At 59.2% G+C, this 24,671-nt stretch carries 22 protein-coding genes; 11 read left to right on the top strand and 11 right to left on the bottom strand.

All coding sequences use genetic code 11. The annotated features are described in order from the left end of the window. Window positions 1-37 precede the first annotated feature (37 nt). A complete protein-coding gene (cobA, locus tag HMPREF3169_RS01590) occupies window positions 38-802 on the top strand; it encodes a uroporphyrinogen-III C-methyltransferase (RefSeq protein ID WP_070432421.1) in 765 nt (254 codons plus the stop codon). A 12-nt stretch (window positions 803-814) separates the two neighbouring features. Here cobA and HMPREF3169_RS01595 read toward each other — a convergent pair whose 3' ends face one another. Genes HMPREF3169_RS01595 through HMPREF3169_RS01610 form a run of 4 tightly spaced genes read right to left on the bottom strand, consistent with a single transcriptional unit; the run spans window position 815 to window position 4,517 of the window. Next, window positions 815-1,855: a sulfite exporter TauE/SafE family protein gene (locus HMPREF3169_RS01595; RefSeq protein WP_070432420.1), complete on the bottom strand. Its 1,041-nt coding sequence runs from the start codon at window positions 1,853-1,855 to the stop codon at window positions 815-817. A 3-nt stretch (window positions 1,856-1,858) separates the two neighbouring features. Next, complete coding sequence (locus tag HMPREF3169_RS01600; protein ID WP_070432419.1) at window positions 1,859-2,572, bottom strand: sirohydrochlorin chelatase; 714 nt, start codon at window positions 2,570-2,572, stop codon at window positions 1,859-1,861. Beyond that, entirely contained in the window at window positions 2,569-2,844 is a 276-nt protein-coding gene (locus HMPREF3169_RS01605) for a hypothetical protein (protein ID WP_061920984.1), read from the bottom strand. The genes HMPREF3169_RS01600 and HMPREF3169_RS01605 overlap by 4 nt, the downstream gene beginning before the upstream one ends. After that, on the bottom strand, window positions 2,841-4,517 hold the full coding sequence (locus HMPREF3169_RS01610) for a nitrite/sulfite reductase (protein ID WP_070432418.1): 1,677 nt from the start codon (window positions 4,515-4,517) through the stop codon (window positions 2,841-2,843). Before HMPREF3169_RS01610 ends, HMPREF3169_RS01605 begins: the two co-directional genes overlap by 4 nt. A gap of 337 nt (window positions 4,518-4,854) precedes the next feature. Here HMPREF3169_RS01610 and HMPREF3169_RS01615 point away from each other — a divergent pair, with 337 nt between their 5' ends. Further along, window positions 4,855-6,204: an FAD-dependent oxidoreductase gene (locus tag HMPREF3169_RS01615; RefSeq protein ID WP_061920981.1), complete on the top strand. Its 1,350-nt coding sequence runs from the start codon at window positions 4,855-4,857 to the stop codon at window positions 6,202-6,204. Between the two features lie 226 nt (window positions 6,205-6,430). Here the strand turns inward: HMPREF3169_RS01615 and HMPREF3169_RS01620 are convergent, their stop codons facing one another. Beyond that, entirely contained in the window at window positions 6,431-7,798 is a 1,368-nt protein-coding gene (locus tag HMPREF3169_RS01620; protein WP_070432417.1) for a phosphomannomutase/phosphoglucomutase, read from the bottom strand. Between the two features lie 54 nt (window positions 7,799-7,852). Beyond that, on the bottom strand, window positions 7,853-8,350 hold the full coding sequence (locus HMPREF3169_RS01625; RefSeq protein ID WP_082778557.1) for a DUF3499 domain-containing protein: 498 nt from the start codon (window positions 8,348-8,350) through the stop codon (window positions 7,853-7,855). 94 nt (window positions 8,351-8,444) lie between these two features. Between HMPREF3169_RS01625 and HMPREF3169_RS01630 the strand changes: the two genes are divergently transcribed. Continuing rightward, window positions 8,445-8,915: a metallopeptidase family protein gene (locus HMPREF3169_RS01630; RefSeq protein WP_062039102.1), complete on the top strand. Its 471-nt coding sequence runs from the start codon at window positions 8,445-8,447 to the stop codon at window positions 8,913-8,915. A 98-nt stretch (window positions 8,916-9,013) separates the two neighbouring features. Here HMPREF3169_RS01630 and HMPREF3169_RS01635 read toward each other — a convergent pair whose 3' ends face one another. From HMPREF3169_RS01635 to HMPREF3169_RS01645, 3 genes are all read right to left on the bottom strand, one after another. After that, a complete protein-coding gene (locus HMPREF3169_RS01635; protein WP_005528147.1) occupies window positions 9,014-9,262 on the bottom strand; it encodes a WhiB family transcriptional regulator in 249 nt (82 codons plus the stop codon). Window positions 9,263-9,773: 511 nt separating this feature from the next. Further along, on the bottom strand, window positions 9,774-10,868 hold the full coding sequence (locus HMPREF3169_RS01640) for a mannose-1-phosphate guanylyltransferase (protein ID WP_061920973.1): 1,095 nt from the start codon (window positions 10,866-10,868) through the stop codon (window positions 9,774-9,776). A 65-nt stretch (window positions 10,869-10,933) separates the two neighbouring features. Next, window positions 10,934-11,848, bottom strand: a complete 915-nt coding sequence (locus tag HMPREF3169_RS01645; RefSeq protein WP_061920970.1) for a glycosyltransferase family 2 protein — start codon at window positions 11,846-11,848, stop codon at window positions 10,934-10,936. A 186-nt stretch (window positions 11,849-12,034) separates the two neighbouring features. Here HMPREF3169_RS01645 and HMPREF3169_RS01650 point away from each other — a divergent pair, with 186 nt between their 5' ends. Then, window positions 12,035-13,678 (top strand): LCP family protein, encoded by a 1,644-nt coding sequence (locus HMPREF3169_RS01650; protein ID WP_210386678.1) that lies wholly within the window; start codon window positions 12,035-12,037, stop codon window positions 13,676-13,678. A gap of 220 nt (window positions 13,679-13,898) precedes the next feature. Continuing rightward, the gene (locus HMPREF3169_RS01655; RefSeq protein ID WP_062041833.1) at window positions 13,899-14,570 is read left to right on the top strand and encodes a TIGR03089 family protein; all 672 of its coding nucleotides are present in this window, start codon (window positions 13,899-13,901) and stop codon (window positions 14,568-14,570) included. On the opposite strand, the gene HMPREF3169_RS01660 is transcribed toward HMPREF3169_RS01655, so the two are convergent. Continuing rightward, entirely contained in the window at window positions 14,567-15,460 is an 894-nt protein-coding gene (locus HMPREF3169_RS01660) for a LysR family transcriptional regulator (protein WP_070455497.1), read from the bottom strand. The two genes, HMPREF3169_RS01655 and HMPREF3169_RS01660, sit on opposite strands and share 4 nt — an antisense overlap. Window positions 15,461-15,597: 137 nt before the next feature. Between HMPREF3169_RS01660 and HMPREF3169_RS01665 the strand changes: the two genes are divergently transcribed. Genes HMPREF3169_RS01665 through HMPREF3169_RS01675 form a run of 3 tightly spaced genes read left to right on the top strand, consistent with a single transcriptional unit; the run spans window position 15,598 to window position 19,656 of the window. After that, a complete protein-coding gene (locus HMPREF3169_RS01665; protein ID WP_061920964.1) occupies window positions 15,598-17,256 on the top strand; it encodes a thiamine pyrophosphate-dependent enzyme in 1,659 nt (552 codons plus the stop codon). A 27-nt stretch (window positions 17,257-17,283) separates the two neighbouring features. Continuing rightward, window positions 17,284-18,561, top strand: a complete 1,278-nt coding sequence (locus tag HMPREF3169_RS01670) for an amino acid permease (protein WP_070455499.1) — start codon at window positions 17,284-17,286, stop codon at window positions 18,559-18,561. A 54-nt stretch (window positions 18,562-18,615) separates the two neighbouring features. Next, a complete protein-coding gene (locus HMPREF3169_RS01675; protein WP_070455501.1) occupies window positions 18,616-19,656 on the top strand; it encodes a histidinol-phosphate transaminase in 1,041 nt (346 codons plus the stop codon). A 26-nt stretch (window positions 19,657-19,682) separates the two neighbouring features. Here the strand turns inward: HMPREF3169_RS01675 and HMPREF3169_RS01680 are convergent, their stop codons facing one another. Then, the gene (locus HMPREF3169_RS01680) at window positions 19,683-20,396 is read right to left on the bottom strand and encodes a TetR/AcrR family transcriptional regulator (RefSeq protein WP_070455503.1); all 714 of its coding nucleotides are present in this window, start codon (window positions 20,394-20,396) and stop codon (window positions 19,683-19,685) included. A gap of 164 nt (window positions 20,397-20,560) precedes the next feature. On the opposite strand from HMPREF3169_RS01680, the gene HMPREF3169_RS01685 reads away from it, so the two are divergent. The 3 genes from HMPREF3169_RS01685 (at window position 20,561) to HMPREF3169_RS01695 (ending at window position 24,637) form a co-directional block, all read left to right on the top strand. Continuing rightward, window positions 20,561-22,072: a flavin monoamine oxidase family protein gene (locus tag HMPREF3169_RS01685; RefSeq protein WP_070455505.1), complete on the top strand. Its 1,512-nt coding sequence runs from the start codon at window positions 20,561-20,563 to the stop codon at window positions 22,070-22,072. A gap of 3 nt (window positions 22,073-22,075) precedes the next feature. After that, window positions 22,076-22,999, top strand: coding sequence for a universal stress protein (locus tag HMPREF3169_RS01690; protein ID WP_070455507.1), 924 nt, complete (start codon window positions 22,076-22,078; stop codon window positions 22,997-22,999). A 75-nt stretch (window positions 23,000-23,074) separates the two neighbouring features. Beyond that, on the top strand, window positions 23,075-24,637 hold the full coding sequence (locus HMPREF3169_RS01695; RefSeq protein WP_070455509.1) for an APC family permease: 1,563 nt from the start codon (window positions 23,075-23,077) through the stop codon (window positions 24,635-24,637). Window positions 24,638-24,671: the final 34 nt, after the last annotated feature.

A 24,671-nucleotide genomic window follows, 5' to 3' on the forward strand; every position in this document is an offset into this window, starting at 1 on the left:
CACGTGAGGTGAAATACCTCAACTAGAATCAACCAGCATGGTTGCAGCAGAAAGTCCGCAGATTCACCCCGTAGTTTTGATTGGTGGCGGCCCCGGCGCGTGGGACCTCATCACGGTACGTGGAATGCACGCCTTGCAAAAGGCGGAGATTATCTTGGCGGATCACCTGGGTCCAGTGCAGCACCTGGACAAGCTCTGCGACGTGGCAAACAAAGAGCTCATCGATGTCTCCAAGCTGCCGTATAAGCGCCAAACCTCCCAAGAAAAGATCAACGAACTCCTCGTCGAGTATGCGCTTGCCGGTCGAAAAGTAGCCCGCTTGAAAGGCGGCGACCCGTATGTCTTCGGCCGCGGTTTTGAGGAGCTGCAGGCACTTACCGCCGCGTCCATTCCGGTGGAAGTAATCCCTGGCGTTACCTCCGCCATCTCGGTTCCTGCTTTGGCAGGCGTGCCCGTCACCCAGCGCGGCATTGTCCATGCATTCACAGTGGTTTCCGGTCACCTGCCGCCAGGCCACGCCAAGTCTTTGGTGGATTGGCAAGCGCTAGCGCAATCGGGGGCTACGCTCAGTATCATCATGGGCGTGAAGAATTCGGCAGCCATCGCCCAGGCGCTTATCAATGGCGGACGTTGCGCATCGACGCCTGTGGCCATCATCCAGGAGGGCACAATGGCCAGCGAAAGGGTCTACAAGTGCGTCCTCGGGGACCTCGCGGAGACCGTCAGAAAAGAGCAAGTTGCCCCGCCCGCGGTCTTCGTCATCGGCGAGGTCGCCGGGCTAAACAGCCAGGATGCGCAGTAAACGCCACCTGGCTTAGTTCGCCTGCAGCGGCCAGTACTCCTTGGTCCGGCTGAGCTCCGGGGCAGTTTGCGCCACCACCTTGAAGCCGCGGCCCCCGCGCGGGCGGTGTGGCACCGCAGCGTGGAATGCCGCATGCGCTTCACGCTCTGCCTCCTCGGCAGCTTCTTCAGCAGTGCGCGCCGCACGTGTGCGTCGAGCACCAATCGCCGTAGCAGCCACTCCCGCTACAACCACGAGGATCTGCACAGCCACCACGAACCAAGGCGCGATGGCCCAACCGAAGTAGGCTTCAGCACCGCTTATCACCTTGCCGATGTTCAGCGCCACGATTGCAGTACCGACGAAACCGCCCAGCACCACCGGGTTAATGCGCGAAATCAACCAAGCGGCAATCGGTGCCGTAACCGCCCCGCCAACCAGCAGCGCAATCACCGCTGCCAAATTAGCCACGATGTCATTCCACAACCCCACCAGGAACCCGGCAGTCGCGCCGAAAGTCACCAGGAATTCCGCCGTATTAACGGTTCCCACGATGCGCCGCGACTGCTCTTTACCGATCGCCATCATCGTCGAGGTGGATATCGGACCCCATCCACCGCCGCCAGTGGCATCGACGAATCCGCCGACTATCCCTAGGCCGGCTAGAAATCCCGCGGAATGCTTGCTGCGATAGGCCGAAGGCTTCTTTTGCAGGCGCGCGAAACGCCACACGAGGTTGGTTCCAATGCCGACAAGAATTAACGCGGTTATCGGCGCCGCAGCCGCAGTCGAGATATTAGACAACACGCTCGCCCCCAGAAAGGCCGCGAGCGCCCCGGGCAGCCCGAGCTTGAATACCGTTGGCCAATGCACGTTTCCAAAGCGCCAATGGCTAATCCCTGATACCAGCGTCGTTCCGAGTTCCGCCGTGTGCACCACCGCAGAGGCTTGTGCCGGCCCAAGACCAGCCAAGAGCAGCATGGTCGTGGAGGTTACGCCGAAGCCCATGCCAATTCCGCCGTCGACAAGCTGTGCCGCAGCGCCGGCTAGAGCAATCAGAATGAACGACCGCATTTTTTATCCGATCTGTGCAAGCATGTGAGTCTGGGTGGACAAGCCCGCTGCATGGGCAAAACGGTCAGCAACAACCCCAGCAAGGTCAGTGCCTAGCGGGAAGTCTACTTGTGCAGGGGAATCCGCGAGCAGGTCCAGCAACAGCCCTGCCGTGCTAAACAGTGGCAGCACCCGCACCTCGCCTTGGCGGCGCACCTGCTTGGCGACGCCCTCTTTCCCACCACGTGTTGCAAACACCACCGAGGTGGGCAGATGGGTGAGGCTTTCTACATTCGCAGCGAGGTCGCGCACAGAGCTATCCGCCTTCTCGTCCGAAGAGCCCACGGCATAGATGACGAGATGCTGTGGTTTCTTACCTGTCTGCGGCGCCATCGCACGCGCTGCTAGGAGCTCCGCGATGTCGGCACCGGTGCCTAAGCCTTCTGCTTGCAGCAGCCGCAGCCCGGCGGATTGCGCAGCGCGATCGATCGCTTCCGGCACATCCACGCGCAGATGATAGCCCCGCGTAAACAGCAGTGGTACGACCACCGCTTCCCTCTGCCCCGCGGTAGCTACTCGTTGGGCTGCAGCTTCCAGGTCAGATTCGTGAAAATCGAGGTAAGCCGCTTCATAAGATGTGGCGCCGGCAAGCGCCGCCGCCTTTCGCGTCAAAGCCTCAATGCCAAGAGCTGCCTCTGGATGGCGCGAACCATGTGAAAGCGTAATCAGTGCGCTCATCGTCTGCTCCCCGCGCTTGCATCCTGCTTAGCCGTAGACAGATGCCCGCGACGTTGCAGCGATCGTTGCAACGCCTCGTTGGAGGAAACCGCCTTGGCAGGTGCTACCGGCGCATCATCCTGACCGTGGAACATCACGGAAAAGATACGCAGGCACTCGCAGCACTTCCAAGCGAAATCGCCTTCCTCATCGGGAAAGAGGTTCATGCCGCCGCAGTAGGGGCAGTACATCGGATGGTTGCGGTTCGGATTCGGCTCGCGACGAAAATTCACTGCAGATCCTCCTCATCTGCGCGCAGGACCCAGTGGCGGAACTGCTCGCCTTCCTCGCGCTGCTCCTTATATTTCTGCACCAACCGGATGACATAGTCTGGGACCTCATCCGCGATGACCTTGTGCCCGCGCAGCTTGCGCCCCCAGTCCGGGGAGAGCCCGAGCGCGCCACCCAGATGCACCTGGAAGCCCTCAACACGGTTTCCTTCGGAATCGGTGACTATCTGGCCTTTCAGTCCGATATCCGAGACCTGGGAACGCGCGCAAGCATTCGGGCAGCCGTTGAGCGCAATGGAAGTCGGCACGTCGAGGTCGCCCAAGGTGTCTTCCAAGATGTCCACCAGCTCAATCGCCCGGGCCTTCGTGGTCACGTGCGCAAGCTTGCAGAACTCCAAGCCGGTGCAGGAAATAACGCCGCGCCGGAACTCAGATGGCTGTGAGTACAAACCGGTCTCATCGAGCGCCCGCGAAAGAGCCGGAATATCGGCTTCCTTGACGTCGAGGAAGAGAAGTTCCTTCATCGGCGTGGTGCGGATGCGGGTAATGCCGAAACGCTCCGCGACGTCGGCAATAGCGATGAGCTGCTCGCCCGTGGCGTGGCCTACGGTGGGCTTGACGCCGAGATAAAAGTTGCCATCCTTTTGTCTGTGCACGCCGAGGTGGTCGCGGGAGCCAGGCTCGACGGTAAGGGGCTCGCCGTCGGCAAGCGGGGCGTCCAAGTACTCATTTTCTAGCACCTCGCGGAACTTCTTGATGCCCCACTTCGCGACTAGGAACTTCAGGCGCGCTCGATTGCGATTGCGGCGGTAGCCATAATCGCGGAAGATGCGAGCCACGCCGGCCCACACCTCCGGTACACGCTCAAGCGGCACCCAAGCGCCCAAGGACTGGGAAAGCATGGGATTCGTGGACAAGCCGCCGCCGACGAAGCAGTCGAAACCAGGGCCGTACTCGGGGTGATCGACGCCGACGAACGCGATGTCCTGAATCTCGTGAGTAACGTCCTGCCGGCGATTGCCCGAAATGGCCGTCTTGAACTTGCGCGGGAGATTGTGGAACTCCTCGCGCGGGAGGTAGTTAGCCACGATGTCATCGATGGCCGGGGTGGCGTCGATGATTTCGTCTTCCGCGACTCCCGCCACCGGCGAGCCCAAGATGACGCGGGGAACGTCGCCACAGCCCAACAGAGTATCGAGGCCCACCGCGCGCAGCTTTTCCCAGATACCCGGGACGTCCTCAATCTGAATCCAGTGCAGCTGGATGTTTTGGAGGTCCGTGAAATCCGCGGTGGAACGCGCATAATCCCGCGAGATCTCCCCCACCGTGCGCAGCTGCTGCGGGCTGACGCGACCGCCGTCGAAGCGCACGCGCATCATGAAGTACTCATCCTGCAGCTCCGCATTGCTGAGCTTGGAGGTTAGCTCGCCTCCCAGATTCTGTTTGCGCTGGGTATAAAGGCCAAGCCACTTAAAGCGCGGCGCAAGGTCCTCCGGCGGGATGGACTTAAAGCCCTGCTTGGAGTAGATATCGATGACACGCTGGCGGGCGGAGAGACCACCGTCCTCGCGCTTGATCTCCTCGTCCGCGTTAAGCGGCTTTGTACCGTCGATTTTCCATTGTCCTTCTGGCTTGCGCGTACGAGACTTGGCGGTAGGTTTCGTTGCGGTAGTCATGGCGGTGAACAATTGCCTTTCGTAGTGGTTGCCAAAAACCTACCTGTCTAACCTCAATAGACAAAGCGGTTCGGATTAATTTCACCACTCTTTACAATGTGACCTGCGACAACATCGCCAAGCTGGAAGAATCTAAATAACCCGGTTGCCGGATTTACGTTAACGCGGTTCAATAAACCCCACGCTCACGAAGTTTCAGCAGACTAATCAGTCTAATATTCATAAAAGGAATTAGAACGACTAGTATTACGACCAGTACCTGAACGATGGCTTTTAGCGTTTAGCGCTAGTCGTTCCAATATTCCGTAAAAATCTTGAGGAAAGGCCCACTACTGACATGTCGCAAGCCCCACTGAAGGTAGCCGTCATCGGCGCTGGCCCAGCAGGCATCTACGCCTCTGACATCCTGGTTAAAAAGACCGGTGGCAATGTTGAGATCGATCTCATCGAGCAGATGCCAGCTCCCTTCGGCCTGATCCGCTACGGCGTGGCGCCGGACCACCCACGCATCAAGGGCATCGTCAACTCCCTGCACCGCGTTTTGGAAACCGAGCAAATTCGCCTCATCTCCAACGTGCACATCGGCCGCGACCTCACCGTGGCTCAGCTACAGGAGCATTATGACGCAGTCGTCTTCGCAACCGGCGCTGTCGGCGACCGCAACCTCGACGTCCCAGGCGCAGACCTCGAAGGCGTCCACGGCGCAGGCGAGTTCGTTGGTTTCTACGATGGCAACCCACGCTTCAACCGCGAGTGGGATCTCAGCGCAAAGGAAGTAGCCGTCGTGGGCGTGGGCAACGTTGGACTCGACGTCGCCCGCATCTTGGCGAAGACCGGCGACGAGCTCAAGGTCACCGAAATCCCAGACAATGTCTATGACTCCCTGGCCAAGAACCAGGCTGAAACGGTCCGCGTTTTCGGCCGCCGCGGCCCCGCACAGGCTAAGTTCACTCCGCTCGAGCTCAAGGAGCTGGACCACTCCCCGACCATCAACGTTGTTGTCGACCCAGAAGACATCGACTACGACGAAGCTTCTCTCGAAGCACGTGCAAACTCTAAGTCCCAGGATCTGGTCTGCCAGACCCTCGAGGGCTACGCCATCCGCGAGCCGAAGGATGCGCCGCACACCCTGCAGATTCACCTCTTCGAGCAGCCGGTCGAAATCCTCGGCGAGAACGGCAAGGTCACCGGCATCAAGACCGAACGCACGGAGCTGACTGGTGACGGCAACGTTCGCGGCACCGGCAAGTTCACCGAGTGGCCTGTCCAGGCTGTTTACCTCGCCGTAGGCTACCGTTCCGATGCCATCGATACCGTTCCTTTCAATACCGACAAAAACGTCATCAACAACGATGGTGGCCACGTCATCGAGCAGGACGGCAGCATCGTTCCGGGCCTTTACGCCACGGGCTGGATCAAGCGTGGCCCGGTCGGACTTATTGGCAACACCAAGTCTGATGCAACGGAGACCATCGGTATGTTGCTCGAGGACGCCGAGGCTGGCAAGCTTTCCCACTCCTCCGACGAGGACATCACCGCAACCTTGTCCGAAGCAGGCATCGAGTTCCTGACCTGGGATGGTTGGAAGAACCTCGACGCTGCCGAGCGTGCGCTTGGTGAGGCAGAAGGCCGCGAGCGCAAGAAGTACGTCGAGTGGGAGGACATGGTTACCCACTCCCGCGGCTAATTTTCCCGCATAAAAGCGCCAGCATTGTGCTGGCGCTTTTTGTGTTTTGCGGCGCGGCCACGCCCTGCGGCTCGGCTAGGGCGGCGCTCACCCGCGGCTCAGCCTCCGCGAATGTACCGTTTCTTGCAAATAGGCCGGCAAAGCTAGCCTGTTTGGGTTCACTATTTACAGGAAACGGTACACGCAGAAAGGCGGCCTGCGCGAAGGCACCGGCACGGGAAAGCGCCTAAGCGCGGATAATGCCGAGAACCTTCTCCACGATGGCATCGACCTCATCAGCAGTCTTTGCCTCGACGTTCAGGCGCAACAGCGGCTCAGTGTTGGAAGCACGCACGTTGAACCACGCATCGGTGCCTTTCAGCTCGACGGTCACGCCGTCGAGCTCGTCGATGGACTCAATCTCCTCAGCCAAACCGTCGAGCACTGCCTGCGTAGCAGCCTTCTGATCCTCCACGGTGGAGTTAATCTCACCAGAAGCTTCGTAACGCGAGTACTGCGCCATGAGTTCAGAAAGCGGCTTATCGGATTCGCCCAACGCAGCTAGCACGTGCATCGCAGCGAGCATGCCCGAGTCCGCGTTCCAGAACTCCTGGAAGTAGTAGTGCGCAGAGTGCTCACCGCCGAAGGCAGCCTTCTCCTTGGCCATCTGGGCCTTGATGAAGGAGTGACCCACGCGGGTACGCACAGCCTTGCCGCCGTTTTCAGCGATAAGCTCCGGGACCGTCTTGGAGGTAATCAGGTTGTGAATGATGGTCGAGCCTGGGAACTTCTTGAGGTAGCGCTCCGCGACAAGTGCACAAATAGCAGAAGGCGAAACTGCATCGCCGTTTTCATCGACCACGAAGCAGCGATCGGCGTCGCCATCGAAGGCGAGTCCGATGTCTGCCTTCTGCTCCTTCACAAAGGCCTGCAGGTCCACGAGGTTCTTCGGGTCCAAAGGATTAGCCTCGTGATTCGGGAAGGTGCCATCTAGCTCGAAGAATAGCTCGCGCACGTCAAAAGGAAGGCCCTCGAAGACCGCCGGAACCGTGTGTCCGCCCATACCGTTTGCTGCATCCACGGCTACAACGAGCGGGCGGGAAGACTCCAGCGGAACCAAAGAGCGCAAGAAGTTTGCGTAGTCAGGCAGGACCTCACGCTCGGAGACGGAACCTGCGGCGCCGTCGTAGGCTGGAACACCATCTACGAGCATGTCCTTGATTGCTTCCAGGCCGGTCTCTTGGCCCACCGGGACAGCACCAGCGCGACAAAGCTTGATGCCGTTGTACTTGGCTGGGTTATGCGAGGCGGTAAACATCGCACCGGCGCATTCCATGGAGCCTGCTGCAAAGTAGAGCTCATCAGTGGAGGTCAAGTTCAACTTCACCACGTCTAGGCCCTGCGAAGCTACGCCTTCAGCAAAGGCAGCAGACAACGCCGGCGAAGAAGGACGCATATCGTGGCCCACAGCCACCGTCTTCTCGCCTTCTTCGCGCAAAATAGCAGCGAAAGCAGCACCAGTGTCGCGGACGAAATTCTCATCAATGTCTTCACCCACGACGCCACGGACGTCATAGGCCTTAATAACGGCGTTTAGCTGTTCACGAGTACGCATAACCTGCAATAGTACTCTTCCCCCAGCCCCAAATACTGGAGCCGTGGCCTAAAACTAGTCCTCTTTCAAGCGATGGCGGCCACCCGCGGCGGATTCGGAGGCGTCCTGAGTCAGGGCGTCGTCAGGCACGACGCTCAAGTGTGCCCGGCGGCGCTGCTTGGCCTCGCTTACGCGGCGCGTGCGGAAGACCGGGTGGTTGGAGCTATCAGGATCGGCGCCATCAAAGTTGGCGGCGTAGTCGATCGGGTCTTGGCCGGAGCCCGAACCATCCTCAACTAGCCCGGTGGTGACGCGCCCGCCCTCGCGAACTGCCTCGGCCAGAGCCATGAGGTCGTCTTCTTCCTCAAGCTCAATGCGGTCCACGCGCACCATCTCCCAGCCGATGGGAGCGGTGATGCGGGAGCTGTGCTTTTCGCACAAGTCCCAGCTATGCGGATCAGTCTCCTCCGCGAGCGGGCCTACGACGGCCGTCTGCTGTGAATACGCGTAGGTCAAAGTTGCCACGGCGGGTTTGCCGCAGCCTGGACGAGAGCAATGACGAGAATGATTCACGGCAATGAGTCTAAACCTTTAGTTGAGATTTGAATAGTCGAAACTCGGCGCGCCCCGCACGAAAATGGTCATGTGAAACCTTAAAATCACGGGCATGACCATGCGCCGCCCCCACACTCGTCCGTTCCGCGACCGCCGCGGAAGGGGCATGCACGGACCGCTTTTGCCACAATCGACGCCGCGGTTCCGTAGCAAGAGCGAGCGCTTCGACATGGCCGTACTCGAGGCCTATGCCCCCATCCAGAATGCTTTTGCAGAGCAGCTCGCCGGATTGGACTTGGCGGTGGACACGGTTCCACGCATGCGGCTTTCTGCTGATATGACGGTCCTGCCGGAAGAGATCATCGCCGACGGCCCTGTACCTTTAGGCCGGGTTGTCCCCGCTGGCGTTGACGCTGCCGGCCACCCAACACGCGCCCGCATGGTAATTTTCCGGATGCCCATCGAGGAGCGTGCCGAAACATCTAGCGAACGCGCAGAGTTACTAGGCACGGTTCTAACAGCCTTGGTGGCCAACTACCTCAACCTTGATCCACAGGACGTTGATCCTCGGTTTAGCTGGTAAGCAAAAATCCTCCATCACAATCCACGCCCTAGCGTCAGATGGCACTAAACATAGATAGAGGTGAAGGATTTAAGAAGAAAGGTCTCCCTAGCCGGAGGTTAACCAATCTCACGCTTGAGGCGGCGGCGTTCACGATCAGACAGTCCGCCCCAGATTCCGAAGCGCTCGTCATGCTCAAGTGCATACTCGAGACACTCATCTCGCACCGCACAAGCCTGGCAGATACGCTTGGCTTCGCGGGTGGAGCCTCCCTTTTCCGGAAAGAAGGCTTCAGGATCAGTCTGCGCGCACAGTGCCTGGTCTTGCCACTCCTGCTCGACGGCGCCAAAAAGCTCATCGAGAGACATCTCTGCGGCAGCACCGCCACGGAGAATAGCGCCATTATTTGAGTTTTTCTCCACGCTAATTCCTTTCTCCGAGGTTGGGTAGTTTCTTCTAAGTTGCACCGACCTTACACCGAAGCCAAAGTTTGGCGGAGGTGTCGCCGATGCGCTTGATTACACTGATGTTATTTCACACCGGATCACTAAATATCGTCAACCCGAAAACGGGGCCTTCCGGGGATTCTCGCCAAAAACGCAGCACACGATCCCCAACTTTCACATCCGTCACATAGATCCCCCTCTGGGGGTAAGTCCTGGGGGTACTATATGTAGTGGTGCTTCATATTCCTGTGAACAATTCCAAGGTTTGATCGGCGTGTCGCCACCATCTAAGCCGATCTGCTGGATCTCTGCGCGCACAAGCTACCCAGCAACCAAAACCGTAAAAGACCAGCTAAAAAGCGAAAACTCCCACCACCTGCGCCCCCTTAAAAGGAAACGGGTCGTGGGAGAGATAACTTAAATGTCTGCCTTTTTAAGCGTCAGAGCTGAAGCGGACGCCGGCATCCGGAATCTGCACGCCTGGGAAGACACGCATGCCTCCCTTGAGTTCACAGCGGGCGCCGATGACAGCCCCCTCACCAATGACGCAGTTGTCGATGTGTGCGTTGGCACCGATATGCGCGCCCGAAGCGATAATCGAGTTGCTGATGATTGCCCCCGGCTCGATGGTCACGCCGTCAAAGACAACAGTGCCGTCCAGACGCGAACCTGCACCAACCTCGGAGCCGCGGCCAATCGCGGTGCCAGAAAGCAACAACACACCGCCGGCGATTCCCGCAGACTCATCGACGATGGACTCACCGGTGTGGCCTTCCAACAGCGGCGAATGAGCAATGCCGCGAACCAAGTCAGAAGAACCGCGCACGAAGTCATCTGGGCGGCCCATATCGCGCCAGTAGGAGTTGTCGACGTGGCCTACCACCAAGCGGCCGGACTCCAACAGGCTCGGGAAGGTCTCACGCTCAACGGAGACCACGCGGTCAGCCGGAATGGTCTCAATGACTTTCCGCTTGAACGTGTAGCAGCCAGCGTTAATTTGGTTCGTTGGCGGGTCCTCGGTCTTTTCCAAAAACGCCGTCACGCGGCCGTTGCTGTCAGTCGGAACGCAGCCGAAGGCGCGCGGGTCTGCCACGTTAAGCAGGTGCATGGTAACGTCCGCATCTTTTTCGTGGTGGGTCTGCAAGATGCCGCCCAGGTCCATACCGGAAAGAACATCGCCGTTGAAGACCATCACGGTATCGTGGCGCAATTTGTCGTAGACGTTGCGGATGCCACCGCCGGTACCCAGCGCGGTCTCTTCTACTACGTATTCGATTTCCAAGCCCATATCGGAACCGTCACCGAAGTACTCTTCGAAGACCTCTGCCTTAAACGACGTCGACAGCACCACGTGGGTAATGCCCGCAGCCTTGATGCGGGCAAGAAGGTGCTGGAGGAACGGATAGTTAGCAGTCGGCAACATCGGCTTTGGGGTGCCGATGGTCAGCGGGCGCAGGCGGGTTCCACGGCCACCGACGAGGATGACGGCATCGGTAGAAGCGCCCCATTGGACAGCTGCTTGACTCATAGAAGAATTCCTTATGCGAATAAATCGACGTGTTTTATCGGGGTCAGTGTATATGCCCAAGGAGCCTAGCCACTGCTGCGGCACGCTAGGGCGCTTAGAGCAAACCCGCGCAACCGCAGTCCGGCCTTGAGCGCTAGTCGGACTGGCGCTTGCCACCACTGCGGATGGCGGTCCGCTTGGAAGCGGTAGGCCGAGTCGTGGTGGGCTCGCAGCATCGCACCCGCGTGCGCCTGGGTAGAGTGCCCTTTGGCATGGGTGATGATTGCCTCAGGGCAAAAGACGTTGCTCCAGCCCGCACGACTAAAACGGTCGCCCAGATCGACGTCTTCCATGTACATGAAGTAGCGCTCGTCAAAGCCGCCGATCTGCTGGAACGCATCCCACCGCACCAAAAGGCAGGAACCCGAAAGCCAGCCCGCCTCGCGCTCAACGGACATATCGGCGTCATTGCGATAGGCACGCGACCACGGGTTGCTAGGCCAGATGGTGCCAAACAGGGCGTGGCCGATGCCGGTGGTCAATGTGGGGATCGCACGCGCGGAAGGATAATACGAGCCATCCGGTTCCACGATGCGCGGGCCTACGGCTGCGGCTTGTGGATTCCGGCGCGCGCACTCCACCAACTTATCCAAAGCTCCAGGAGTAAAAGTCACGTCTGGGTTGCTGATGAGGAAGAACTCTTCATCGACCTCACCCAGCGCGCCAGAGCTGACGAGCCGCGCGCCGGCATTCATTCCGCCGCCGTAACCGATGTTGCCGCCCGTGTCTAAAAACACAACGTCGTCACGGCCAGCAGCCGCGGCCTGCGGCACTGAATCGGTGGAGCCGTTATCCGCCAAGACCACAGCCGTGGGCCGGTTGGTTGCGCTTTCCAGCGATTTAAGGAAATCCCCGAGGTAATGGCCCGGCGAATACGTCACCGTGACCACTGCGAGGGCAGTTACGTTATCTGTGTTCACAATGCTGCTTAGCGTACCCATACTCGCTGCTAGGTTACTGCCAAGACACTACAAGCTTGACAAAAATCATGTATAGATCACGATTTCTTTATCTTCTCGCCTAAACTGTCACAAGATCAGCCCTAACTTGGCTACACGGCAAGCACCGAGAGAAGCCACCTTGCTTGCTGCCACCTTTGAACGCCACAATTAGAAAGTCCTCCTCCTGTGTCTTCTGAGAAAAAGTCAGACAAGCAGCGTCATTCCCGCGCCATCTCGCCCTCGCCCAATTCGGCGACGGCGGTAAAGCAACAGGGGTCCAAGCCCCTGAAGGCCATCATGGCATTTGTGTCGGCGGCAATCTTGGTGTTCTCTGGCGTTGGCTATGCCACCGTGGGCCGCGTGGGAGATGGCATGTCCTCTGTCTCTAACCTCGCGTTAGGCAACAAGGGTGGTTTTAAGGCAGACACCGAAGATGGCGCGATGGATATCTTGCTGGTGGGCAAGGATTCGCGCACGGATGCCAAGGGTAACCCACTATCGGAGAAGGAACTGGCGGACCTGCACGCCGGTGTGGACGAGGGCGAGGAAAACACCGACACAATCATGATCATCCGCATCCCGGATGACGGCTCCCGTGCAACTGCGGTTTCGATTCCGCGCGATACCTACGTCGACGACGGCGATTTTGGAAACACCAAGATTAACGGCGTTTTCGCCAACCACAAGACGGACAAGGTCGAAGAGCTAGAGCAAGAAAACGCCGAGGCAGAGGCTGAAGGCAAGAAGAAGCCGCATTCCGCGAAGGAGATCGAGCAGCAGGGCGTGGAGGCCGGCCGCCAGGGACTTATCAGCATGGTGCGCTCGCTCACAGACATCGACATCGATCACTACGCTGAGGTCGGCCTGCTGGGCTTCGTGCTGCTTACCGACGCCGTCGGTGGCGTCGACGTGTGCTTGAACAACGACGTCAAGGACGTCATGTCTGGCGCTGATTTCAAAAAGGGCCGCCAGACCCTCCACGGCGCCCAGGGCCTGTCCTTCGTCCGCCAGCGTTACGAGCTTCCGCGCGGCGACTTGGACCGCATCGTGCGCCAGCAGGCATATATGGCTTCCTTGGTTTCCAAGGTGCTCTCCTCTGGCACCCTAGCTAACCCGAATAAGCTCTCCAAGATTGCTGACGCAATCGAACGCTCTGTAGTCATCGATGAGGGCTGGGACGTCATGGGGTTGGTCACCCAGCTTTCGGGCTTGGCCGGCGGCAACGTCACCTTCACCACCATTCCGGTGACCTCCATCGACGGCGTGGGTGACTACGGTGAGTCCGTCGTGACCATCAACAAGCAAGAGGTCCATAAGTTTATGGATGACCTCGCCAAGACTGCGGAGCAGACGGAGGAAGCCGCGGCGTCGTCAAGCGCAGAGGCAGGCTCCAACCCTTCCGAAAAGCCAGTGGCCGATGGCATCGAGGTCAACGTGCTCAACGCGGGCAGCATCGACGGCCTGGCCTCCGGCGTTGGCACGTGGCTGACTGGCGTGGGCTACAAGGTCGGCCAGACCAGCAATGCCGAGCCGGGCTTGTACTACGAGTCCCAGGTTGTCGCCGCGGATGAGAACGATCAACGCGCCAAAGACTTGGCTGAGCAGCTCGGCGGTCTGCCGGTTACGTCCAGCCCGTCGCTGGATGAAAACACCTTTGTCGTCGTGGCTTACGACGACTACGAAGGCCCGTCCGACAAGGAAGCACAGGACGCAGAACCTACCGACACCGCACCGAGCGAGCAGGTCGGCACCCCAGGCAGCGACATGGGCGCGGCAGAGGTTGCCCCGGAAATCGACGCCGGCGGCGAGGGCCCGCGCTGCGTAAACTAAACGCCACACAAACTAAGTAATTCTCAAGCCAGGGACCTAATCCAAAAGGTTCCTGGCTTTTCTTAGGGATCGTTCCCCAATTTTTTGGCAGGTAGTTGCCATTTAATGTTAGAAAATGAGTATCCCTATCACTCACCTTCCGGGGCGCTCGGGGGCCTAGGACCGTGGTGTGAAAGCATTCCCTGCCGCGCAAAGGCTCAGTCACCTACCATGGGCGGACATGGATATGCTTCAGCACCTACTTTCCGCAGATGCCGCAGCGCCGCGCCTGACGTTCTACAACGAAGCCACCGGCGCGCGCATGGATTTTTCCGCACAGACCTTGGATAACTGGGTCTCCAAGATTGCCAACATGCTCTTAGAAGAGCTTGAGCTCGCTTCCGATTCCCTCATTTTCCTCGACCTTCCTGTTTCCTGGCAGCCCGCAGTTATCGCTTTGGGTGCCATTGCTGCCGGCGTCGACACAGCGTTCACGCGCGCCGAGCTAGACGGCGCAAGCCCCGATGTTATTTTTGCCGCGCCCGAGGGCTTTGCAGAGTTGAGCGAGGAATTCACAGGCGCCGATGTTGTGCTCGTTACCGATGATCCATTCGGGCGCGGCGTCATCGAATCTGGCGGCGAATTGCCCGCCGGCGCCATTGATTTTGGGCCCACCGTGCGTTTCTACGGTGATCAGTTCTATGGCCCCACCACCGCTTTACCGGAGCTTTATCCTGCCGCCGGCCCTGCCCAACGCGTAATGTCCGCGGGGTGGAAGGACAAGGATTCCTTTAAGAAGTTGATTCTCGAACCGCTCGCATGTGGAGGCTCCGCCGTGATTGTCGCCGGCATGTGCACTGCCGAGCGTTTAGAAGAAATCGCCGCCAACGAGAAGGTGGATCTGCGTCTTTAGCTGGCACGAACGCCATCGGCGGGGTTAATTCCCAGAAACTCCTGGAGGCGCGTGACCACGGCATGGATTTCCGCGGCGGCGAAGTGCCCGCTACGCCAAGCCGCGTGCAGGGGCACACCGCCTAGCATCTCCTCCGCGTTGCAGATGCGCAGGCCTACCGCGTCGTGAGCCTGCAGAGCACTGGAGATGGCGATTGCGCGCCCGGCTCGCGCGAGGGCGATGAGCGTAACGGTGTCCTCACACTCGACGACGTCGCCAAGCACAGCGTGGCTGCGCCCTACAAAGGCATCGAAGAGCCCGCGCGAGACGCTGCGCCGGCCTGACATGGCTAGGCGATGAGTGACCAAGTCCTCCACCTCAATGCTGTCTTGGCCCGCTAGAGGGTGCTCCTTGTTTACCCACGCCCGGATAGTGGCCTCCCCCAGCGGAACGGAATCAAGCCCCTCCTTTACTGGAATTGGCGTCACCACCACATCGGCGGTGGTATCTAGCGCCTGGTACACCTCGTAGTGCTCGACCGCCAGCGTGGTCAGAAGCGGAATGTCCTCGCGCGCGTCAACGATGAAAGGCGCCAAGATCGTCGAGATGGTCGTCGGCGTTGCCGCCACTTGCAAGGCGCGCATCTCGCCGCGTTGCAGCGCCGAAACCGCCTGCGTAGCCCTGTTATTATCTGCCACCAATTGCTGGCACACGGGAATCAATGCCTTGCCCGCCTCGTTGAGACGCAGCACCCCAGCTGCGCGTTCGAAAAGCTCGAGCCCCAGCTCCTCCTCAAAGCGCCGCAGCTGGCGGCTTAGCGCTGGCTGGGTGATGCTCAATTGCTCTGCCGCGGTGGTCACGGAACCGGTGCGCGCAAGCGCCAAGAAATATTTCGCCCTCGTGTAATCCATAAATCTTCATTTAACACGAGCTATTACCAATGAGCATGGATTTGAAAAATCTTAGACATTAGACAACATGGACGAAAACCCTTCACAATAGGGTGAAATTGTTGCACCAATCACAAAAGAAGGATTGTCTGAAAACTATGACTCGTCGCCATGTTGGCACCGCCATCGCTGAATCTCTCGCAGCACACAACGTCAAGCGCGCATACCTCGTCCCAGGCGAGAGCTTCCTGCCAGTACTTGATGGGCTCTATGACAGCCCCATCGAAGCCATCGTTACCCGCCAGGAAGGCGGCGCTTCCTACATGGCAGAGGCACACGGCAAGGCCACCGGTGAGCCGGGCGTCGCAATGGTCACCCGCGGCCCAGGCGCCTCCAATGCTTTCGTTGGCATTCACACCGCCTGGCAGGATTCCACCCCGATGGTCCTCTTCGTGGGCCTTATTCCCTTCCCCGACCGTGACCGTGAGTCCTTCCAGGAGTTCGACCCAAAGGCTTGGTTTGGCACCCAGACCAAGCAGGTCTTCATCCTCGATGACCCATCCCGTGCTTCCCACGTGGTGGCCGAGGCATTCTTCCAGGCCAAGCAGGGCCGCCCAGGCCCAGTAGTGGTGGGCCTGCCGGAGGACATTCTCCACATGGACTTCGACGGGGAGATTATCCAGCCAATCAACGTGACAGACGGCGCGGTATCCCCAAGCGATATCGCCGAGCTTTCCGAGGCCCTACGCTCCGCCGAGCGCCCACTCATCTTCGCCGGCGGCCCGCGCTGGACCCCAGAGTCCGCACGCCAAATCACCGAGTTTGCAGAGACCAACCAGATTCCGGTGGTCCACGATTTCCGCGCCAGCGACCGCATCCCTTTTTCTTCCCCGGCCAACGCCGGCTGGCTGGGCTACGGCCGAGATGAGAAGGCAGCTGCGCTGCTCAAGGATTCCGACCTCGTACTCGCCGTTGGAGCAGTGCTTGGCGACGTCCCGACTGACGGCTACAAGCTGCGTCAAGGCGCAAATGACCACAACTTCTTCATCAACATCGATTCCAGCCTGCGCGGCAACTCCGCAGCCGTCACCCGCCACATCCTGGCCAGCCCGGTAGCCTTCGCCGAAGCGCTATCTGAGATCAATGCGGGCGAGGCCTCTGCTGCCCAGCAGCAGTGGTTCGCGGATGCGCACGCGGCGCAGGTGGCTTTCTCTACGGTTCAGGACGAAGCCGACTGGCGCCCGGCTCCTGAGGGAACCGCACACATCGAATCACTCATGCGCGCCATTCAGGAGCAGGCCCCAGAGGATTCCATCTACACCTTCGGCGCCGGCAATCACTGCATCTGGGCGCAGCAGTTTATGCACACCAACGTCTACCCCTCCCAGTTCAGCGTGCGCAATGGCTCGATGGGCTACTCCGTTCCAGGTGCAGTCTCCACCAAGCTGGAGTTTCCTGAGCGCACCGTCATCGCCATTGCTGGCGACGGCGAGTATTTGATGAATGGCCAAGAGCTGGCTACCGCCTTGCAGTACGGCGCTCCTTATCTGACCGTCGTGATGTCCAACGGCGAGTTCGGCACCATCCGCGATCACCAAAAGAACCACTTCCCTGATCGCGTTTCCGGCACCCAGCTTTCCAACCCGGATTTCGCCGCCGTCGCCCGTGGCTTCGGCGCACACGGCGAGCTTGTCACTTCCGACGCCGAGGCAGGCCCTGCCGTCGAGCGCGCCCTGCAGGCTATGCGCGAGAAGCAGATTCCAGCAGTCATCAACGTGATTGTGGACCAAGCTCTGTCGCTGCCTGACAACGACTAAACCTGTCCCCAAACAAAGGATTTTTCAATGAGCGATACCGTTGCTACCGCTGTTGAGCGTGCGGAGGCCAAACCTGCTGGCTCCACGATGACTTGGGTCATCACCCTGTTCGGCACTGCCGTCGGCGCAGGAATTTTGTTCCTTCCACTTAACGCTGGTGGATTTGGTTTCTGGCCGCTGGTCTTTGCCACGGTCTTCATCCTGCCGCTGGTCTATTTCTCGCACCGCACCTATGTCCGAATAGTCAGTGGCGCGCCCATCCGCGACCACGGCAAGGACGTCCTGGAACTGGCCACGCAGTATTTTGGCCGCACCTCCGGCATCGTTATCGCCATTTTGTACTGGCTCGCTATCTTCCCCACGGTGCTGATTTACGGCATCAGCATCACCAACTCGGTCGATAGCTTCATCGTCAACCAACTGGGTGGACCTTCCATCAACCGGTGGGTACTCGCTATCCTCTGCGTGGGCATTATGACCGGCGCGTTCGCCGTGGGCCGCAAGCCCATGCTGTGGCTGGCCCAGGTGCTGGTCTATCCGCTCATCTTCGCTTTGGCAGCAACGTCCATCTACCTCATCCCACGCTGGGATTTTCAGAGCTTCCTGCACTACGACAACGGTGAAGGCGACTTTGGAATCCTCAAGGGAATCCTGCTGATTCTGCCGGTGCTTGTATTTTCCTTTTCCCACATGGCGGCACTGTCTCAGTTCGCACTAGACATGCAGCCGGCCTATGGCGAGAAGACCGCCAAGCGCGTTGACCGCACGGAGCTGCTTACCGCCATCTTGCTGGTGGTCTTTACCATGTTCTTTGTTTGGTCATGCGTCCTGGCTTTGGGCGCCGACGGTATGAATGAGGCGCTGGAACAAAACATTCCGGTACTGTCCTACTTCGCTAACGTCACCGGCACCCCGTTCATGGCCTACATGGCACCCGTTGTGGTCATGTGCGCCATCATCTCCTCCTACTTCGGCCACATGCTGGGCACCGAGGAAGGCACAGAGTACCTGCTGCGCCTAGCAGCGCCAAAGATGGCTGAGCGTATCTCGCACCGCAGCCTGCTCAACATCATTTATCTCATCACCTTCGTTGGCACTACCCTGGTGGCGGTCTATAACCCATCCATCGTGTCGATGATTTCGGTCGTCGGTGGCATCTTCGTGGCTTTCCTCGTTTACCTGGTCCCGGTCTACATGTTCAAGAAGTTCGACGCTTATTCCAAGTTCAAAAATGACCCGTGGAACTACTTCGTATTTGGCATGGGAATCGTCATTATGGCGGTTACCGTGTGGAACATGTTCTAATTCTTATCTATCACTTCTTAAAAGTCGCTTTAAAGTTAGGAGTTTTAAAACCATATGCTTCGCTCTGATCTCAACAAGTTCCCTGATTACAAGCCCGGCAAGTCCGACGGCGACAAGCTGAAGCTCTCCTCCAACGAAATCCCTAACCCGCCGCTTCCCTCCGTGCTCGAGGCAATGACGCGGGCGGCAGCGGAGACCAACCGCTACCAGATCGATGGCTGCCCAGAACTGACCACCGAGCTTTCTAAGTACCTGGGCGTTCCTGAAGATCACCTCACCATCGCGGCGGGCGCCTCGGCCATCGTTCAGCAGGCCATCGGAATGTCCTGCCACACTGGTGACGAAGTAATCTTCCCGTGGCGCAGCTTCGAGGCTTACCCGCTCTACGTGCGCATGGCCGGCGCGGAACCAGTGATGACTCCGCTTACCGAGGACGACCGCTTGGGCTTGGATGCCGTAATTAAGGCCATCACGGACAAGACCCGCGTCATCATCCTCTGCAACCCGAATAACCCAACCGGCACCACCATCACCAAGGGCGAGTTCCGTGACTTCATGGAGCGGGTTCCGAAGGACATCGTGGTTATCCTCGATGAGGCTTACTGGGAGTACAACGACGCGGAGGATACCCCGGACTCTGCCGAGGAGATTTTCAACTACCCGAACCTGGTGGGCGCCCGCACCTTCTCCAAGGCCTTCGGCCTTGCCGGTGCACGCGTGGGTTACGGCATCGCCTCCCCGGAACTCATCCACGGCCTCAAGCTAATGACCATGCCGCTAACGGTTACCTACATGGCAGAAAAGGCTGCCATCGCAGCGCTTAACTCGGCAGAGGAGCTGCTTGCCCGCGTCGAAGAGACCAAGGTGCAGCGCGAGCGCGTAGCAGAGACAATTGGCGCGCGCCCTTCCAAGGGCAACTTCGTTTGGATTCCACGCAGCGACGCCGAAGAGGTTGAACGCAAGCTTTCCGACGAAGGCGTCATCATCCGCCGCTACCTGGATGAGGGCGTTCGCGTTTCCATTACCACTGAGGAAGAAACAAACACTTTCTTGGCCGCCTGGGAGCGTGCGGGCATTCGCCCATTCGGCGAATAATCGCCTTCTATCCCATCGCCCTTTCCCTACTTAGATGGCGGTTGCTCACCTGGAACCGCCGGCAGGAAGTCTGCCAATAACGCCGCCAAACCCGTTTGAAACGGATCTTCCGCAAACGGGTTGGCGGCTTTTTGCTCTTCAATTGCCGCAGCCGAAAGTTTTTCCTGCCATGCAGCACGGGCGCTGCGCAGATGCGGCGCTTCTACACCACCGTCTTCGGGAACCTCGAAGATTTCTTGGGGAGCATTGGCGTCGAAGGCGGAGCCGTAGATGAAGGACTCCAGCATGATAATCCGCGGCAGAATCTGCGCGGATTCGACGCCGGCAAATGCCAGTACCTCAGCTAATTTTTCGTACATTTTCACTGCCCGTGGAGCACCTGACACGGGGGTAGAAGCAATGACCTCCACCAGCGGATAATGCCGCGCGAATACATCGCGGTAGGAACGCGCCCAGAACTCTAATGCGTGACGCACGCTCACCTCGCCAGCTAAAGCCGCGTCGAGAAGCGATGCGTCTACCTGCGCCATAACCGCATCCTCTACAAGGATGAGCAACTCATGTTTGTTAAGTACATGGTTGTACAACGCGCTCGGCGCCACCCCCACTTCGCGGGCAATTCGGGCCATCGTGAGTTTGGCATAGCCACTTTCCTCCACAATTTTTAAAGCGGCCTCGGCAATTTTCTCACGGTTTACCAGCGCCTTTGGCGGCCGACCTTTAGCGCGCGAAAAATTCATGGCTCAAACCTCTATCCAGAGTCACATTAAGTCCTGTACAGTGACACGCAACACAAAATGAATGTTGTTCATTTTGCGCTGAGCTTTCAAACAATCTTCCCATAGACGTTTCCTCTGCACCGCGTAGAGGAAGATGTTCACCACTTCACACAGGAGAACCCACCATGTCGTCATTATTTAGCAACGAATCCAACACCAACCCGGTCCTCGAGCGCGACGTTGTCGTCATCGGCGCGGGCCCTGCCGGCCTCATGGCAGCACGCACGCTGAAGAAGAAGGGCCTTTCCGTCGCAGTCCTGGAAGCCCGCGACCGCGTCGGCGGCCGTACCTGGAATGGCAAGGTCAAGGATGCCGAGGGCGTCGAGCACTTCGTGGAGCTGGGCGGACAGTGGATTTCCCCGGATCAGACGCGGCTCATCGAGCTCGTTGATGAGCTAGGACTCGAGACCTTCCAGCGCTACCGCGAGGGCAAGTCCATCTACGTTGCCCCAGACGGCACCCGCCACGAGTACGAGGGCGCCGTCTTCCCTACTTCCGAGAAGACCATCGTGGAGATGGACCGCCTCATCAAGATCATGGATGACCTCGCAGCCGAAATGGACCCGGCGCGCCCCTGGGCACACCCGCGTGCGAAGGAGCTGGACTCCATCTCCTTCCGCACGTGGCTCGAAGGCTTGTCTGATGACCCGGAGGCAATCGACAACGTCTCCATCTACGTCGCCTCGGGCATGCTCACCAAGCCTTCCTATGCTTTCTCCACCCTGCAGGCAGTCCTGATGGCTGCTTCCGCAGGTTCCTTCTCCAACTTGGTCGACGAGGACTTCATCCTGGACCGCCGCGTGATCGGCGGCATGCAGTCCGTATCGCTGACCATGGCAGAAGAGCTGGGCGAGGAGGTCTACCTCGGTACCCCGGTGCGCGAACTGCACTGGGCCGAGGTTGACCCAACCACCGCTGATGACCTCAACAAAGTCGCAGCCGACGTTCGCAACGGCGTGCCCAACAACGGCGCTGCTGGCCAGGTGACCGCCTACTCCGAGAAGGTCACCGTGAAGGCGCGCTACGCCGTGCTCGCGGTTCCACCAAACCTGTACAACCGCATCTCTTTCGTTCCGCCGCTGCCACGAGACCAGCAGATCGTGCACCAGCACATCTCCATGGGCTTGGTCATCAAGGTCCACGCCATCTACGACAAGCCTTTCTGGCGCGAAGAGGGCCTTTCCGGCACCGGCTTCGGCGGCGGCCGTTTGGTTCAGGAAGTCTACGACAACACCAACTACGGCAAGAACTTTGCTGCCTCCGCCGAGGGCGAAGAAGACCAGTACGGCACCTTGGTTGGCTTCGTCTCCGACGTTTATGCCGAGGAAATGTGGCACCTGCCAGAAGAAGAGCGCAAGGAGCGCATACTTTCTGCCATGGCGGACTACCTGGGCCCGAAGACCAAGGAGCCAATCGCGTTTTACCTCTCCGACATGGCCGCTGAGGAGTGGACCCGCGGCGCCTACGCCACCTCTTATGACCTAGGCGGCCTATCCCGCTGGGGCCACCTGCAGAACGAGCCGACCGGCTCCATCTACTACGCCTGCTCCGACATCGCTGCCGAGGGCTACCAACACGTCGACGGCGCTATCCGCCAGGGCGAGCTCGTCGCCCAGAAGATTGCCGATAAGGGTTAAATATTGTCTGCTTCTGATTTTGATCGCCGCGCAGCCACCGGACATATCTTGGTGGGCTACGTTGCTACGGACTACGGCAAGGACGCGCTCCGCTTGGGCATCGCCCTTGCCAAGACCCGCAACGTTAACCTCGAGATCGTCATGGCCGCACCGGCCAATAATTCCTTCTCCGGTGTCTACCCGCACGACCGCGGATACAGCTCCATCCTGGAAGAGCAGATTGCAGGTTGGTTGCAGGAGGCGCTGGGCGAAATCCCCAGTGACATCCGCGCCACCGCCCGGATCGTCCCTGGCGAGTCTGAGGCCGAGGCGCTCAATCGCACGGCGGAAGAACTGGACTGCGACATGATCGTGGTTGGTGCGCGCAAGGGTGGCCTTTTTGGCCGCTTCCAAATGGGTACCGCGGTCAACACGTTGTTGCACTCCGGTACTGTCCCTATCGCTCTCGCGCCACACGGCTACTCCTACCCCGGTCCCATCAGCCGCATCACCGCCATGTTTGGTCCGCGCCCAGGCACCACGGACGTCATCGCAATTGGTTTGGACCGCGCACGGCGCCGTCGCATTCCGCTGCGCCTGCTTTCGCTCGTGCTGCCTGGCGAGTCCGATCTGCATGGCCTCGGCACCGACGTTCCCAATGCAGTACGCGCTTACGCCAACCGCAAGCTGGGCGATATCGCCGAAGAAATGCTCTCGGCTGGTTACGCCACAACCGACGTCGCCACTGGGCGCGACGTCGAAGCAGCAATGGAAAACGTCACCTGGCAAGACGGAGAGCTCGCCGTGGTTGGCTCTTCTCGCCTCGCGGTTCCCGGCCGGCTCTTCTTGGGTGGCACGGCGTCGCGAATGCTGCGCTCCATCCCTGTCCCTATGGTCGTCGTACCAGCCGGCTACATGCACGCCGGCGCCGACCACGAAGCGATCTAGCAGGCGCTTTCGCCCAAATCGCTTCCTACCACCAGACCGTATTTCCTAGTTCTTTTTGAAAGGCGGTGAGTAGTCATGACTAGTGCCACTCCTGCACCACCGATTCAGCCCACGCCGGGCAGCGGCGATAACATCGCCTCCACCAAAGGCCTGGCTACCGGACGCGTCGGCTTACTCGGCGCAGTCGTCATCGGCATCAGCTGCATCGCGCCGACCTATACGCTGACTTCCGGACTTGGCCCCACCATTTCCGCGGTGGGCGAGTTTGTTCCGGCGGTCCTCCTTTTGGGATTCATCCCGATGCTCCTGGTGGCCTTTGCCTACCGTGAGCTCAACAATGCGGTTCCGGATTCCGGTACCTCGTTTACTTGGGCCACCAAAGCCTTTGGCCCCTGGGTGGGCTGGATGGGCGGATGGGGCCTTATTACTGCCACCATCCTGGTGCTTTCGAACCTTGCCGCAGTCGCTGTGGACTTCTTCTATCTCTTCCTTGCCCAGATATCAGGCCGCCCCGAAATTGCAGACCTGACGCGCAATCTCTGGATTAATATCCCCACCACGATGGTCTTCATCGCGATCGCAGCCTGGGTTTCCTATCGTGGCCTAGATTCCACGCAGAAGTTGCAATACGTGCTGGTTGCCATCCAGATAATGGCCATTGTGGTCTTTGACATCGTGGCCATCGTGCGCGCTTATAAGGGCGGCGGATTCGACTTCACCCCGATTTCAGTTTCATGGTTTAATCCGCTGGAAATCGGCAACTTTTCCCTCATCGCGGCCGGCATTTCCTTGTCCATCTTCATGTTCTGGGGCTGGGACGTCACGCTGACGATGAACGAGGAAACGAAGGACCCAGAAAAGACTCCAGGGCGCGCTGCAACCATCACGGTCTTGGTCATCATCAGCCTCTACATTCTGACTGCCTTGGCCGTCATCACGTGGGCAGGAACGGGTGATGAAGGCCTGGGTGCCGGCAACCCGGAGAACCAGGAATCGATCTTCGCCGCGCTCTCCTCCCCCGTGCTCGGCTCGGCCGCCCTGCTTATCTACGTCGCTGTGCTCTCAAGTTCCTTCGCCTCGCTGCAGTCCACGATGGTGGGCCCCGCCCGTACGCTGCTGGCGATGGGCTATTACAAGGCGTTGCCGCCGGTCTTTTCCAAGATCAGCCCCAAGTTCCGCACGCCGTCTACGGCCACGATTGCCTCCGCTATTGCAGCGGGCGGTTTCTACACGGTCACGCGCATCCTTTCTGAGAACGCTCTGTGGGACACCATCTCTGCCCTCGGATTGATGATCTGCTTCTACTACGGCATCACCGCCGTGGCCTGCATTTGGTACTTCCGCCACGAGCTTTTCAGCAGCGTACACAACATCATCTTCAAGTTCGTCTTCCCCCTGCTGGGTGGCGGCTTCTTGCTGCTGATGTTCTTTACCACCGCATTCGATTCGCTTAGCCCGGAATACGGTTCTGGCTCCTCAATTTTCGGAGTGGGCACCGTCTTCGTGCTGGGCATGGGAATTCTGTTGCTCGGCGCCGTATTAATGCTGTTCACGCGCTTTGCCCATCCGGATTTCTTCAAGGGCCGCACATTGAAGCGGATAACGTCCGGCGAAGACTCTCAATTGCCGCTAGTTTAGAGGCTAGCCCTATTTCAACCTAGTTCACTATTAG

The organism is Corynebacterium sp. HMSC08C04 (assembly GCF_001807495.1).
Taxonomy (GTDB): Bacteria; Actinomycetota; Actinomycetes; order Mycobacteriales; family Mycobacteriaceae; genus Corynebacterium; species Corynebacterium simulans.